This window comes from Agromyces kandeliae (genome assembly GCF_009674665.1).
Lineage (GTDB): Bacteria > Actinomycetota > Actinomycetes > Actinomycetales > Microbacteriaceae > Agromyces > Agromyces kandeliae.
Map to the genome: position 1 here is coordinate 218,301 of NZ_WKJD01000012.1, position 12,829 is coordinate 231,129.

Genomic DNA, 12,829 nt, shown 5'->3' on the forward strand with positions numbered 1-12,829 from the left:
CTAGCTCCCGGCAGCGCCGGCGTCGGTCACCCCGACATCCGCCCTGCTGAAGTTCTGGAACGACCGCGACGCCGTCGGACCGCGCTGCCCCTGGTAGCGCGACGAGTACTCGGCCGATCCGTAGGGGCGCTCGCTCGGCGAGGAGAGGCGGAAGAAGCAGAGCTGGCCGATCTTCATGCCGGGCCAGAGCTTGATCGGGAGCGTCGCGACGTTGCTCAGCTCGAGCGTGACGTGCCCGGTGAAGCCCGGGTCGATGAAGCCGGCCGTCGAATGCGTGAGCAGGCCGAGCCGGCCGAGCGAGCTCTTGCCCTCGAGGCGCGCCGCGACGTCGTCGGGCAGGGTGACCGCCTCGAAGGTCGACGCGAGCACGAACTCGCCGGGATGCAGCACGAACGCCTCGTCGGGGCGCACGTCGATCAGGTGCGTGAGCTCGGGCTGGTCCTCCGCGGGATCGATGAACGGGTACTTGTGGTTGTCGAACAGCCGGAAGTACCGATCGAGGCGGACATCGATCGAGGACGGCTGGATCATCGCGGGGTCGTAGGGCTCGAGCCGGATGCGCTCGCGATCGAGCTCGGCCCTGATGTCGCGATCCGAGAGCAGCATGCCCTCAGCGTAGCGAGGCGTCAGAGGTTCTCGACGAGGTATGCCGTCGCCCGCGCGCGTTCCGCCTCGAGCACCCGGTTGACGTGCGACCAGTCCGGCGTGAAGACCCGGTCGTCGATGCCGTCGGCGGATGCTCCGGCGCGATGGTGCTCGAGGCCGAAGACGCCGAGCAGCGAGTCGAACCGCGCCGCTCCGCGCCGCGCGTTCGCGTGCACGACGAACGGCCGGTTGAACAGGATCGAGAAGACGCAGCCGTGGTAGGAATCGGTCACCACGAAGTCGGCGGACGCGATGCTCGCCAGCCACCGCTCGACCGATGGGCGGTCGAACCGGGCGCGATCGGCGGCGTACTCGCCGTACGAGCCCGGCGAGGCCGTCGGCAGGAGCTCCATCGCGGGAGCCCCGACCCGTTCGGCGATCGCGCGCTCCGCGCGGAGCATGTCGTCGGTCGCGTCGAGCCGGTAGACGAGGGTGCGGCCGGCGGCGGGCGTTGGGTCGGTTCGGGCGCGGGCGACGAGCCCGCGGTAGTGCCCGGGTGTGAGCAGCATGGTCGGATCGAGGTGCCGCTCGGCGTGGACCCCGAACGCGTCGGCGCAGATGCCGATGCCCGACTCCTCGCGCACCGAGACCGCGTCGAACCTCCGGATCAGCTCGGTCGCCCGCGCACGCTCGGCCTCGCTGTACTCGTCGATGTCGTCGCGGCCGAACGATGCCGCGTAGGAGACCCGTCGCGGCCGGGGGCCGTGGAACTCCTCGATCACCTCGAGGAACTGCTCCGGGATCTCCGCGTACGCCGCCCGCCAGACCTGGTCGCTGCCGACGACGAACGTGTCGAACCGCCTCGCGAGGCGGGCGCGCCCGCGGCGCGTGTCCGCCCGCTCCACCGCCGACGCCCTCGAGAGGTGGCGACGGACGAAGGACTGCTGCGGCGCCAGGACCTCGCGCGACGCGCGCCAGTCCCAGTCGACGCGCGCGGGCAGGAGCATCCGCACCGCCCGGCGCACCGCCCAGGCGCGGTGCAGCACGCGGCGGCGCAGGCTGATGGGGTCGCCGGTGTCGACGACGGCCCGATGGCCGAGGTCGCGGATGGCGCGCTGCAGGGCGTACGCCTGGACGATGCCGCCGTAGTTGGTGTGGAGGGGCAGCGTCTTGATCAGTACCCTGCGGGACACGGGTCGACGGTATCAGCGCGGCCCGCCGACACGGAGGGTCGCATGACGCACGGCATCGAACAGGTCGTCGAACGAGGCATGTGCATCGGGTGCGGCGCCTGTTCGGTCCGGACCTCGGGCGCCATCCCGGTCACCATCGGACGCCACGGCGTCTACGAGGCCCGGCTCGACGCGGTCGACCAGGCTGCGGTACGCGCCGCCAGCCGCGTCTGCCCGTTCTCCGACGATGCGAAGAACGAGGACGAGCTCGCCCGCGAGCGATTCCCCGACCTGCCGAAGGACGACCGGATCGGCGCCCACCTCGAGATCGTCGCCGGACGCCGGACCTCCGAGCAGGAGATCGTCGGCAGCAGTTCGGGCGGCCTGACCTCGCTGCTGCTCGAGGAACTGCTGCGCGCCGGACTCGTCGACGGCGTGCTGCACGTCGGCCGTTCGGCCGGCGACCCGCGGTTCTCGTACACCGTCTCGACCGCGCCGGAGGAGATCGAGCAGAACCGCAAGTCGATGTACTCGGCGACGACGCTCGCCGACGCGGTCGCCGGGATCCGCGGCGACGGGCGGACCTACGCCGTGGTCGGCGTGCCGTGCTTCATCACGGCCCTCCGCCTGCTCGCGGACGAGATCCCCGAACTCGGCTCGCAGTTCGGGGTCTACGTCGGCCTCGTCTGCGGGCACCTCAAGTCGACGTTCTTCGCCGAATCGCTCGCGTGGCAGGCCGGCGTCCCGCCGACGGAGCTCGACCGCATCGACTTCCGGGTCAAGAACTCAGGTCGCTACGCGTGGGATTACGACTTCGACGCCGTGAGCACCGACGGCGCCCACCACGTGCGCCGCTCGGCCGACACGATCGACGGCGGCTGGGGGTTCGGCGCGTTCCAGCCCGAGGCCTGCAACTTCTGCGACGACGTCTTCGCCGAGGGGGCGGATGTCGCCTTCGCCGATGCCTGGCTCCAGAGGTACGCCGCCGACTGGCGCGGCACCAATGCGGTGGTCATCCGCGACGAGCGGGTGCGTCGCCTGCTGCGGGCGGCCGCGGAGCGCGGCGACGTGGAGCTCGAACCGCTGTCGGTGGAGGACGCCGCCGGGTCTCAGGCGGGCGGGTTCCGCCATCGCCGCGCCGGACTGTCCCTCCGGCTGGCAGACGATACGGCCGACGGGCTCAGCGTGCCCATGAAGCGCGTGCTCCCCGACCGCACCGCGGTTTCCCGACGTCGCGCCGCCGTGCTGCGACAGCGGCGCCGCATCTCGCGGCTCTCGCTCGTCGCGTTCGCCGACGCCCGCGAGGCGGACGACTTCGACCGCTACGCGACACCGATGCGGCGAGCCATCCGTCGGTATCGACTGCTCGACGCGTGGTCGCAGGGAGCGAAGGCGCTGGCTCGCCACGTCGCACGCCCGGCCGTCCATCGAGTGCGACGGATGCTTCAGCGGTAGTCGCGTCGCCGCTTGCCTCGACCGTGCGGACCGGGTGGTCGCGCTTGCTATGCTGACTGCGTCGCACCCGGCGTCATCGGCGCCGCGGATGCCACGCGCCGATGTAGTTCAATGGTAGAACTTCTGCTTCCCAAGCAGACAGCGCGGGTTCGATTCCCGTCATCGGCTCTGAAGAAATTCCCCGGTCAGACGGACTTTCCATACTCCTGTGGCAGGCGCCGCCAGCTGACCTCCGTCGGCTGACGCTGCTGGGGGGGCGGCGGTCCGAGGGAGCCGGGCGACATCGGTCATCACTGCGCTCGGAGGCTGCGGCGTCGGGCGATCCGCGCGATGATCGCGCGTCGGGCACGGTGGAGCCACGGCATGATGCCGTAGATCACGATCGGCACCGCGATGGTGGCAAGGATCAGGGTGCGGAGGACGCTCGGCGTGCCGTCGAGCACAGGTCCGAGGAACAGGTTCAGTGCAGTGAGGGTCGGGAAGACGGCGACCCAGATCATGAGCGCCAGTTGGTGCGTGCTCGGCGGCGGCAGCTGGGGGGCGATCGTGGCGGCGGATTCGGTTGCGGACATGGTGCGCTCCTTGGTCGATCGGTACTGCGGACTGGGCTGGACGGCGTGAGGTCAGCCGTCGAAGCGGGTTGAGAGGGCGTGTTCGAGGTCGTCCTCGACGAGTTCGGCGTTGATGTCGATCGCCGCGGCGGAGCCTTGACCTGCGGCGGTGATCACCTGGACCCTGGGGTCGGCGGCATTGCCGGCAACGCGTACGCCGGGCACCGAGGTGCGGCCGAGTGCGTCGTGTTCGACCCACCCGTTCCGGTCGATACGGCAGCCGAGCTGGAAGAGCAGATCGCCGTTCGGCACGAATCGAGGTCGCACGAACACGGCGGCTCGGGTGACGATGCCGCCGTCGGCGAGCTCGATGCCGCGCACGCGATCGTCGCGGACGACGATCCGGGCGACGACGCCCTCGACGAGACGGATGCCGCGGGCGGCGAGGAGGGCCCGGTGTGCGTCACTCGGGTTGTCGGTGTGCGTGAAGAGCGTGACGTCATCCGACCATTGCCTGATCAGCAGTGCATGCTGGACGGCTTCGGCGTTCCCGCCGAGCACACCGAGGGGCTCGCCGCGGACTTCGTGGCCGTGGCAGTACGGGCAGTGGAGCACGTCGCGTCCCCACCGCTCGTGGATCCCGGGGATGTCGGGCACGTCGTCGGTGAGTCCGGTCGCGACCAGGAGCCTCCGCGCGCCGAGTTCCCGGCCGCCGGCGAGGTGCACGCGGAAGCCCGGCGCGGCGTTCGTCACCGTGTCGTCGATCAGCACGCCCCCGTACTGCTCGACCTCGTCGCGGCCGGCGCCGATCAGTTCACGCGGGGCCATTCCGTCGCGCGAGAGGAACCCGTGCATCGCCGTCGCCGGCGCGTTGCGGGGCGCGCCCGCGTCGACCACGGCGACGGTTCTCCGGGCGCGGAGGAGGACGACCGCGGCGGTCAGGCCCGCGGCGCCGCCGCCGATGATCACGACATCGAACTCGTTCATGGTCCAACCATGAGGTTGAAGCTCCCGTACAGCAACGTTTGTTGCTGGAACTGGGATCGATGCAGTGAGATGAGGGCATGGATGACACGACGCTCATCGACGCGGCCCTCGACGCTGTCGGTCCGCGACTCAAGCGACTGCGCTCCAAGCTCGGCGTCACGCTCAGCGAGCTGTCGGAACGGACCGGCGTCTCGAAGAGCACGCTGTCTCGACTCGAGACCGGCCAGCGCAAGCCGAGCCTGGAGCTGCTGCTCCCACTTGCCCAGGCGTATCGCGTCCCGCTGGACGAACTGGTCGGCGCCCCGGACGTCGCCGACCCGCGGGTCCGGCTGAAGCCCCGGCGTGTGCACGGTCGCACGGTCATCCCCCTGACTCCGAACCCCGGCGGCGTGCAGGCATGGAAGATCCTGATCCCCGCCAGCCAGAACCAGCCCGACCTGAAGAGCCATGAGGGGTACGAGTGGATCTACGTCCTCTCCGGGAGGATGCGACTCATCCTCGGCGAGCACGACCTGGTGATGGCGGTGGGCGAAGTGGCCGAGTTCGATACCCGGCTGCCGCATTGGTTCGGGAGCGCCGACGGCGAGCCGGCCGAAGTGCTCAGCCTCTTCGGAAGGCAGGGCGAGCGCGTGCACGTCCGCGCCAGGTCCGCATCCCGCGGCGCTGCCGACATCACCTGAATCGGGCCGAGGCTCCAATCGACGGCCGCGGGACGCCACCGGTGGGCGGGAATGCGTCACCGGCTCAATCGCTCCCTCACGCACCGGGCGGTGGCCGTCGAGGGGCTGACCGAGCTGGCCGAAGTCGTCCGAGGGGTTCCCGCGACCTTCGCCGACGTATCCCGCGCCTACCGCGGGTGGGCCCTGGCCCACCCCCACCTGTACCGCCTCCTCAACACGCGCCCCGTGGACCGCAGCCGCGTGCCGCCGGAAGTGGAGGACCGCGCCGCCGAGCCGCTCATCCTCGCCACCGGCGGCGATCTCGACCTCGCCCGCGCGGCGTGGGCGACGATCAACGGCCTGGTCGACCTCGAACTGGCCCGACGATTCCCGCCCGATACCGACATCGAGGCGGTCTACTCTGCCGCTGCCCGGGCGTTCGATGCGGCTCGGGCCCACGGACCCGGGCAGTCGCAGAAGCCCGTGGCCTGACGAGCTCGATACGTTCGCGATCAGCCTGATCGCCCTGCGTGCTGGCAAGCACACGGCGACGCCCTCTAGACTTCGAAGTCCAAGGGGAGTACTCCGGCACGGTCGCTCGTCACTACGGATGCACGTCGCATCCCGGGCCATCGGTTCCCGATCGGGGATGGAGAAGACCTTGGCGTCGATTCCGTTCACGCCAGGTTTGGAGCTTCCCGTGAATGTCACCCCGCTCGTCTGGGTCATCACCATCGCGGTCACGATCGCCTTCTTCGTCTGGGAGTTCTTCGCCCACGTGCGCAAGCCGCATGAGCCGACGATCGGGGAGTCGGCGCGATGGTCGGCGTTCTACATCGCTCTCGCCTCGGTGTTCGGCGTCGGCATCGGCGTCGTCTCCGGCTGGACGTTCGGCGGCGAGTACTTCGCGGGCTACCTGACCGAGAAGGCGCTGTCGATCGACAACCTGTTCGTCTTCCTCATCGTGATGACCAGCTTCGCCGTGCCGAAGATCTACCAGCAGAAGGTGCTGATGATCGGGATCGTCATCGCGCTGATCCTGCGCGGCATCTTCATCGCCGTCGGCGCCGCACTGATCGAGAACTTCACATGGGTCTTCTACCTGTTCGGTGCGTTGCTGCTGGTGCTCGCGTACCAGCAGGCGTTCACGCACGACGGGTCGAACCCCGCCGACGGCAGGTTCATGCGCTTCGTCCGCCGCCACCTCCCGGTGACGGACGAGTACCACGGGGACCGGCTCACGGTGCGAAGGGGCGGCCGACGATGGGTGACGCCGATGCTGCTGACGATCATCGCCATCGGCTTCGTCGACCTCATCTTCGCCGTCGACTCGATCCCGGCGATCTACGGGCTGACCGAGGAGGCCTACATCGTCTTCACGGCGAACGTGTTCGCCCTGATGGGGCTACGGCAGCTCTTCTTCCTCATCGGCGGCCTGCTCGAGAGGTTGGTCTACCTCGCGCAGGGACTCGGCGTCATCCTCGCCTTCATCGGCGTGAAGCTGCTCATCCACGCCCTGCACAAGAACGAGCTGCCGTTCATCAACGGCGGCGAGCCGATCACGGTGATCCCCGAGATCCCGATCTGGCTGTCACTGCTGTTCATCGCGGGCACGATCGCCGTGGCGACCGTCGCGAGCCTCGTCAAGACTCGCCGCGTCCGCGCGTCCGACCTTCCACCCGCCCCTTGATTCGCCGTCGCGACAGGCGCACAGTGGAACCAGCGAGGGAGGTTCCCATGCGAGGCGCAGAATTCCGTCCGGACGTCGTGCCGATCCTCTCACCGGGCCGGCACCGCTCACCGCGTCGCGGCGCATGCTTCATGGAGTTCGCGTCCTTCCTCGCCGGCGAACCCTGGAGCGACCATCCCGCGTGCACGCACGGCACCCTCGCGCACCTCGCCCGGCTGGTCAACGACCGGACGAGCGAGGCCGGCCGCGCACGCCTCGCCGCGCTCATCCCGTCGGTCGTCGGCCTGACGAGCGACGACCCGATGCTCGACGTGCTCCTCGCCGTGCGGGCGGCGCATGCGGCCCTTCCGGTCGCCGCCGAGGAACGCCAGCGGTCGCAGGCGGTCGGTCTCCGCGCAGCGATGGTCGCGCTCGCCGGCCGCGACGACGACGTCTCCGCGGCGGCCCGAGAACTCGCGGAGTCGGCCCTGCGCTCCGCCCCGGGCGCCGACGCGTGGGCCATGCGGTTCATCGACGAGGTCGGTCGGGGCCGCCCGCGCACGTCGGTGAAGCAGTGCCGGCATGTCATCACCGGGGCGGTCGACGGAATCGCGACGGCCGCCGTCGGGGATCGCGACGATCGGCTCGTCGCGCTGCTCGCCGCGGCGGTGTCGGACACCGAACGCTTCGTCGGCGGGCGCGCCGAGCCGACGGACGACGTCCGCGAGCCGGCCGCAGCGCACGTCGCAACCTAGTCGCCTCGGCGCTCGATCGGTTGCGCACCGCGATGGGACCCGTCACGATGGACGGGACCGGCCACTGGAGACGCGATGACCGACTCGACCGAGCACGCCTCGCCTCAGCCGGTCGAGCCCGTGTCGGGTCGTGCGGTCCCTCCGGGCCCGACGGCGGAGCCGGCGCGGCGGTTCGCCTCGCTCGGCGTCCGACCGGTCAGCCCGGTCCGCACGGGCTTCGCGGTCACGATCGGGGTGGTCCTGGCGGTCGGCCTGTCGGTCGCGCTCGCGTCGATGTCCTCGGTCCTGATGTCGATCACCCTCGCCCTGTTCCTCGCATTGGGCATGGATCCCGCCGTCCGCGCGCTGGCGCGCCGCGGTCTCTCGCGGGCGTGGGCCATCACGATCGTCGCCGTCGGGTTCCTCGTGCTGGTCGTCCTGGCCGTCCTGGTCGTGGTGCCCACCGTGATCGGGCAGGTCGTCGAGCTCGTCGAGTCCGCTCCGGCAGCCATCGCCGCCATCCAGGACAGCGCCTGGTTCCGATCGCTCGACGAGCGCACCGTCATCGACCTGGCCCGCGCACTCGAGGCCGCATGGGACTCGCTGCTGAGCGTGTCCACGTTCGTGGCCATCGCCGGCGGCGTCGCCCAGGCCGGAGCCGGCGTGATCGGCGCGATCTCGAACAGCGTCATCGTGGTCGTGCTCACCCTCTACTTCGTCGCAGCGCTGCCCGCGATGAAGCACGCCGCGGCCGAACTGCTCCCGGCGTACCGGCGGGCGCGGTTCACGACCCTCACGGACGAGATCACCGCGTCCGTCGGCGGCGTGGTCTCCGGCGGCATCCTGCTCGCCGCGATCAACGCGGCCGTCGTCCTGGCCCTGCAACTCGCCGTCGGGTCGCCGATCGCCGTGCTGCTCGCGATCGGCGCGTTCTTGCTCACCCTCGTCCCCCTCATCGGATCCCTGCTCTTCCTGGTCGTCGGCACCATCGCGGCACTGTTCATCAGCCCGACCGCCGCGCTCGTGTTCGGGATCGGCTACCTCCTCTACATCCAGTTCGAGGCGTACTGGGTCACCCCCCGCGTGATGGGACGCGCGGTCGCCGTCCCCGGCGTCCTCGTCATCATCGGCGCGATGGTCGGCGCGACCCTGTTCGGGCTCCTCGGCGCACTGGTCGCGATCCCGGTCACCGCATCCATCCTGATCGTGCTCCGCCGCGTCGTGATCCCCGCACAGAACGTCCGGGTCGCACCCGAGGAGGGCGATCCGGACGACGGACGCGCATGACGACCGAGACCGGAACGATGACGGCCGAGGCGCCCGATGACCGCTGATCCCGGCGGGCCGCGCCGACTCGTGACCGGGACCGACGTCGGCCGGGTCGCGGCCGTGGGCCGCTACGAGCTCCGGATGCTCGCACTGGCAGCGCCGTTCGTCGGACGCACGGCCGACCGCTTCCGGGCGCACCGCTCGATCCAGCCGACGTCGATGGTCCTGCTCGTCCTCTCGGCGGTGAGCCTCGCCTTCGCGCGGCCAACCGCGAGCGAACCGGAATGCAGCGTGCACGCCCCGCCTCGTGGCTCCCGGACGGCGCGGCCCGCCCGTGCCATGATCCCCGCATGGCGAAGCCGCGGAGCGAGCTGAAGAGCACCGGGTACGAGATCTTCGTCGGTGCGCTGTCGGTGCTCTCGATCGTCAACCTCGTCCTCATGTACGCGCTCGTCGACGACGCGGCGCTCGACACCGTGCTCGCCGTCATGAACGCGGTCTTCAGTGCCGTCTTCCTCGTCGACTTCGCCTATCGGCTCGCGACCGCCCCCCAGCGCGTGGCCTACTTCTTCCGCCACTACGGGTGGGCGGACCTCCTGGCGAGCCTGCCGTTCGCCCAGCTCAAGATCCTGCGCCTGTTCCGGATCATCCGGGTCGTCCGCCTGTTCCGAGAACTCGGGGCGCGCAGGATCTGGCGGACCCTCGTGAGGGACCGGGCCGGCAGCGCCCTGTACGCGCTGCTCCTGATGGGCGTGCTGGTGCTGCAGTTCGGGAGCCTGACGATGCTCTCCCTGGAGCAGCACGCTCCGGGCGCGAACATCACGACGGCGTCGGATGCGCTCTGGTACACGGTCGTCACCATCTCGACCGTCGGGTACGGCGACGAGTACCCGGTCACGAATGCGGGCCGGTTCGCGGGAGCCATCATGATCGTGGTCGGCGTCGGCATCTTCGGCACGTTCACCGGCTACCTCGCGAACCTCTTCCTCTCACCGCGGAGGGGCGACCGCGACGAGGCCGGCGCCGAGGAACCGCCGGCGGCCTGAGGGCGTCCCCGCTGCCTCGCGGTGAGGCGACGGGCACCGATCGGGCGACCTGCGCCCCCGGACGGAGAGCCGGGAGCGCGTCCTCGAGTCCCCCCGGACTCTCGACACCCCCGACCCACCGGAGAATGGCGGCGGCGGATCCGTCCCCAGACCGTCCGCCTCGCCGCTTCGAGTCTGATCGACACGTTGCAGGACGCCGAATCCTCGGCCGAGGCTTGACTCAGGGCGCAGAAGGTGGGATGGTGCCGTCGCCGTCCTCGGTCCCGCCGTTCAGGCCCGGGAACTGCCGACGATGCCGCGGCAGCTTCGTGGGCACCGACTCCCCCGCGGTCGAGTCGATCGGCGTGTGCGTGTCGTACCACCGGTGGTAGACCTCGACGAGCGGCGCCGAGGTGAGGCCGTGCAGGGTGATGCTGAGTGCCACGGTGACGACCACCGTGGTGAGCACCGTCTCGCCCTCCGGCACCCCGCTCTCGGCCGCGAGCAGGGCGAACACCAGCGAGGCGAGGCCGCGCGGTCCGAACCATCCGATGAAGGCCACCGTCGGGCGCCTCGCGCCGCTGCCCGCGAGCGCGATCGCGACCGGCACCATCCGCACGACGGTGAGGCTGAGCACCGCGTAGACGACGACCTGCCAGGTCACGTACGGCAGGGCGAGCGTGAGCGCGAGCGCCCCGAACGCGATCCAGGTCACCGCCGCGAGCAGGTCGCCCGCGGCCTCGGAGAGCACGGTGACCTTCGATCGGCTGGGCCCCGCGAGCCGGCCGAACGCGATGCCGCCGACGAACGCCGCGATGAATCCGCTGCCGCCGAGGTCCTGGGCGATGGCGTAGGCGAGCAGTGCGACGGCGAGCGGCAGGATCTGACGCCATTCGCGTGCGATCCAGCCACGGCGATCGGCCGCCCGGAAGAGCAGGCCGCCCGGAACGCCGGCGGCGAGGCCGGCCGTCAGTCCCCAGCCGATCTGGGCGGCCATGCTGCCGGCCACCATGCCCGTGACCCCGGCCTCGAACTCGGCGTTCGCGATCGAGAGCGCCACGAGGAAGAGCGGGACGGCCAGTCCGTCGTTGAGCCCGCTCTCGACGTCGAGCGCCTGGCGCACGCGCGCGGGCACGCGCCGGTCCGCGACCACCTTCTGGCCGAGCGCCGCGTCGGTCGGGGCGAGCATGATCGCGAGGAGGAATGCGGACGCCAGCGCCATGCTGGGGAACACGAGCGCCGCGATCCCGGTCCCGGCGAGGATCGTCAGCGGCAGGCCGACGAGCAGCAGCCGGCTGGGCCATCCGAGCTGGTGGCGCAGCACGCGGAGGTCGATGCGCGTCGCGTCGCTGAACAGCAGCAGCACGAGGGCGATCTCGGCGATGCGCTCGGCGACGACCGACTCGAGCGACACGTCGAGGATGCCCGGCGAGATCGCGCTCAGCCCGAAGCCGACGACCATGAGGAAGAGCGCCGGCGTGACGCCACGGCGGTCCAGCGGGCCCGACAGTGCGCTCCAGAGGATGATGACCGCCATCACCACCGTCACCGCCAGCATGCCGACCCCGTCCCCGATCGCCCACGCGACCGCCCGAGGCGGCCCACGGACATCGTACGGATGCCGCGGCGGCGCCCACCAGCCGCCGCGCCCGATCGCCCACGCCGCGGTGACACCCCCAACGGGGGACTTCCGGCCACCGCTCCGCCCTCATTAGCGTGAGCTCACCTCGCCGAGCTTCGCGGCGAGGCGCGGCATTCTCCGGGGGGGATGGCGGCACACGACGCGGGCGGGGTTCGGCCGGGGAGGTCGGGCCCCGCTCGTCATGCGGGACCCCAGTCGGGTCGGTTCAGGATGCCGCGACCGCGGCCAGCGCGTCGAGCCCGCCCGCTCGGTAGCTCTCCCAGTCGCGGCTGCCGCCGCCGGGCGCGGTGCGGCCACGCCACTGCTCGGCGAGCGACGCGGCCAGCGCGACGATCGTCGACCCCGGGGCATCCGCCGGGCAGGCTCGGAGCAGCTCGCCGAGCGCGGCGGTGCGACCCTCGTGGAACTTCCCGGCGGGGTGCGACCGCCCGTCCTTGGCGAGCGCGCACGACGTGGCATCCCCCATCGCGGAGGCCCATGCCTCGGCGGCCCGGGCACGCAGCTCGCGGACGTCCTCGCGAACGAGGACGGGCCGAACGGGAGGAAGTTCCCGCGCCGGGGCGGCGTGTCGGGGGGTGACACGCCGGCCCGCGGTCGGGAACTCCTCCCGTTCGGCCCGTGGGGCTCGGCGGAACCGGCTCAGCGGCCATCGGCTCAGCGGCATCGGCTCAGGGTCGGCTCGGCGGAACGCCCGCGGCTCAGCGGCCGAAGAGCTTCGCGAAGAAGCCGGTCGACGGCTCGTCCTCGTGGCCCGCGCAGCGCTGGGTGCGCGGCACGCCGCGCATGACCTGGTCGACGTGCTGGCCGCATCCGGCCCAGGTGGTCTTGCCGCACTTGCGGCAGGTGACGGCTCGGCACATGGTGGTTCTCCTCGGAGGGTGGGGGACCCGGTCGCGGTCGGCGACCGGGTCCGGGTCGGGGTCGGGTGGTGGGGCGGATGCCGCGGCTCAGCGGGCGCCGTGGTCGCCGTCGCACCAGCGGTCGGCCGGGACGACGTCCTTCACCGAGTCGATGTGCTGGCCGCAGCCCGACCAGGTGGTCTTGCCGCAGGAACAGGTGACGGGGCTGCACATGGTGGTCT

At 71.2% G+C, this 12,829-nt stretch carries 16 protein-coding genes and 1 tRNA gene; 9 read left to right on the forward strand and 8 right to left on the reverse strand.

Annotated elements, in window-relative coordinates:
* Together dcd and GJR97_RS08115 are read right to left on the reverse strand one after the other, a co-directional pair.
* A complete protein-coding gene (gene dcd / locus GJR97_RS08110; protein ID WP_154345976.1) occupies window positions 1–606 on the reverse strand; it encodes a dCTP deaminase in 606 nt (201 codons plus the stop codon).
* 20 nt (window positions 607–626) lie between these two features.
* Complete coding sequence (locus tag GJR97_RS08115; RefSeq protein ID WP_154345977.1) at window positions 627–1,778, reverse strand: polysaccharide pyruvyl transferase family protein; 1,152 nt, start codon at window positions 1,776–1,778, stop codon at window positions 627–629.
* A gap of 42 nt (window positions 1,779–1,820) precedes the next feature.
* On the opposite strand from GJR97_RS08115, the gene GJR97_RS08120 reads away from it, so the two are divergent.
* A complete protein-coding gene (locus GJR97_RS08120) occupies window positions 1,821–3,212 on the forward strand; it encodes a Coenzyme F420 hydrogenase/dehydrogenase, beta subunit C-terminal domain (protein WP_195760642.1) in 1,392 nt (463 codons plus the stop codon).
* A gap of 97 nt (window positions 3,213–3,309) precedes the next feature.
* Window positions 3,310–3,380 (forward strand) — tRNA-Gly (locus GJR97_RS08125).
* 122 nt (window positions 3,381–3,502) lie between these two features.
* Here the strand turns inward: GJR97_RS08125 and GJR97_RS08130 are convergent.
* Together GJR97_RS08130 and GJR97_RS08135 are read right to left on the reverse strand one after the other, a co-directional pair.
* Window positions 3,503–3,784 carry a hypothetical protein gene (locus GJR97_RS08130; RefSeq protein ID WP_154345979.1) on the reverse strand — a complete coding sequence of 94 codons (282 nt, stop codon included), beginning with the start codon at window positions 3,782–3,784 and terminating at the stop codon, window positions 3,503–3,505.
* 51 nt (window positions 3,785–3,835) lie between these two features.
* On the reverse strand, window positions 3,836–4,750 hold the full coding sequence (locus GJR97_RS08135) for an NAD(P)/FAD-dependent oxidoreductase (protein ID WP_154345980.1): 915 nt from the start codon (window positions 4,748–4,750) through the stop codon (window positions 3,836–3,838).
* Window positions 4,751–4,827: 77 nt separating this feature from the next.
* On the opposite strand from GJR97_RS08135, the gene GJR97_RS08140 reads away from it, so the two are divergent.
* The 7 genes from GJR97_RS08140 (at window position 4,828) to GJR97_RS08170 (ending at window position 10,127) form a co-directional block, all read left to right on the forward strand.
* Complete coding sequence (locus GJR97_RS08140) at window positions 4,828–5,430, forward strand: helix-turn-helix domain-containing protein (RefSeq protein WP_154345981.1); 603 nt, start codon at window positions 4,828–4,830, stop codon at window positions 5,428–5,430.
* 90 nt (window positions 5,431–5,520) lie between these two features.
* The gene (locus GJR97_RS08145) at window positions 5,521–5,901 is read left to right on the forward strand and encodes a TetR-like C-terminal domain-containing protein (protein WP_154345982.1); all 381 of its coding nucleotides are present in this window, start codon (window positions 5,521–5,523) and stop codon (window positions 5,899–5,901) included.
* A 208-nt stretch (window positions 5,902–6,109) separates the two neighbouring features.
* The gene (locus tag GJR97_RS08150) at window positions 6,110–7,099 is read left to right on the forward strand and encodes a TerC family protein (RefSeq protein WP_324613286.1); all 990 of its coding nucleotides are present in this window, start codon (window positions 6,110–6,112) and stop codon (window positions 7,097–7,099) included.
* 47 nt (window positions 7,100–7,146) lie between these two features.
* Window positions 7,147–7,833, forward strand: a complete 687-nt coding sequence (locus GJR97_RS08155) for a hypothetical protein (protein ID WP_154345984.1) — start codon at window positions 7,147–7,149, stop codon at window positions 7,831–7,833.
* Between the two features lie 75 nt (window positions 7,834–7,908).
* Entirely contained in the window at window positions 7,909–9,099 is a 1,191-nt protein-coding gene (locus tag GJR97_RS08160; protein WP_154345985.1) for an AI-2E family transporter, read from the forward strand.
* Window positions 9,100–9,135: 36 nt separating this feature from the next.
* Complete coding sequence (locus tag GJR97_RS08165) at window positions 9,136–9,456, forward strand: hypothetical protein (RefSeq protein WP_154345986.1); 321 nt, start codon at window positions 9,136–9,138, stop codon at window positions 9,454–9,456.
* Window positions 9,432–10,127, forward strand: coding sequence for an ion transporter (locus tag GJR97_RS08170; RefSeq protein WP_154345987.1), 696 nt, complete (start codon window positions 9,432–9,434; stop codon window positions 10,125–10,127). Before GJR97_RS08165 ends, GJR97_RS08170 begins: the two co-directional genes overlap by 25 nt.
* Before the next feature lie 220 nt (window positions 10,128–10,347).
* Here the strand turns inward: GJR97_RS08170 and GJR97_RS08175 are convergent, their stop codons facing one another.
* From GJR97_RS08175 to GJR97_RS18510, 4 genes are all read right to left on the reverse strand, one after another.
* The gene (locus tag GJR97_RS08175) at window positions 10,348–11,664 is read right to left on the reverse strand and encodes a cation:proton antiporter (RefSeq protein ID WP_154345988.1); all 1,317 of its coding nucleotides are present in this window, start codon (window positions 11,662–11,664) and stop codon (window positions 10,348–10,350) included.
* Window positions 11,665–11,953: 289 nt separating this feature from the next.
* A complete protein-coding gene (locus GJR97_RS08180) occupies window positions 11,954–12,214 on the reverse strand; it encodes a hypothetical protein (protein ID WP_154345989.1) in 261 nt (86 codons plus the stop codon).
* A 232-nt stretch (window positions 12,215–12,446) separates the two neighbouring features.
* Window positions 12,447–12,608 carry a hypothetical protein gene (locus GJR97_RS08185; RefSeq protein WP_154345990.1) on the reverse strand — a complete coding sequence of 54 codons (162 nt, stop codon included), beginning with the start codon at window positions 12,606–12,608 and terminating at the stop codon, window positions 12,447–12,449.
* A gap of 87 nt (window positions 12,609–12,695) precedes the next feature.
* Entirely contained in the window at window positions 12,696–12,821 is a 126-nt protein-coding gene (locus GJR97_RS18510) for a hypothetical protein (protein WP_267873410.1), read from the reverse strand.
* Window positions 12,822–12,829 lie beyond the last annotated feature (8 nt).

Bases quoted from the DNA above. Each gene is read 5' to 3' on its own strand.
- dcd (WP_154345976.1), bottom strand. From the start codon at position 606: ATGCTGCTCTCGGATCGCGACATCAGGGCCGAGCTCGATCGCGAGCGC.
- GJR97_RS18510 (WP_267873410.1), bottom strand. From the start codon at position 12,821: ATGTGCAGCCCCGTCACCTGTTCCTGCGGCAAGACCACCTGGTCGGGC.
- GJR97_RS08175 (WP_154345988.1), bottom strand. From the start codon at position 11,664: ATGCTGGCGGTGACGGTGGTGATGGCGGTCATCATCCTCTGGAGCGCA.
- GJR97_RS08185 (WP_154345990.1), bottom strand. From the start codon at position 12,608: ATGTGCCGAGCCGTCACCTGCCGCAAGTGCGGCAAGACCACCTGGGCC.
- GJR97_RS08140 (WP_154345981.1), top strand. From the start codon at position 4,828: ATGGATGACACGACGCTCATCGACGCGGCCCTCGACGCTGTCGGTCCG.
- GJR97_RS08170 (WP_154345987.1), top strand. From the start codon at position 9,432: ATGGCGAAGCCGCGGAGCGAGCTGAAGAGCACCGGGTACGAGATCTTC.
- GJR97_RS08165 (WP_154345986.1), top strand. From the start codon at position 9,136: ATGACCGCTGATCCCGGCGGGCCGCGCCGACTCGTGACCGGGACCGAC.
- GJR97_RS08135 (WP_154345980.1), bottom strand. From the start codon at position 4,750: ATGAACGAGTTCGATGTCGTGATCATCGGCGGCGGCGCCGCGGGCCTG.
- GJR97_RS08180 (WP_154345989.1), bottom strand. From the start codon at position 12,214: ATGGGGGATGCCACGTCGTGCGCGCTCGCCAAGGACGGGCGGTCGCAC.
- GJR97_RS08120 (WP_195760642.1), top strand. From the start codon at position 1,821: ATGACGCACGGCATCGAACAGGTCGTCGAACGAGGCATGTGCATCGGG.
- GJR97_RS08160 (WP_154345985.1), top strand. From the start codon at position 7,909: ATGACCGACTCGACCGAGCACGCCTCGCCTCAGCCGGTCGAGCCCGTG.
- GJR97_RS08155 (WP_154345984.1), top strand. From the start codon at position 7,147: ATGCGAGGCGCAGAATTCCGTCCGGACGTCGTGCCGATCCTCTCACCG.
- GJR97_RS08130 (WP_154345979.1), bottom strand. From the start codon at position 3,784: ATGTCCGCAACCGAATCCGCCGCCACGATCGCCCCCCAGCTGCCGCCG.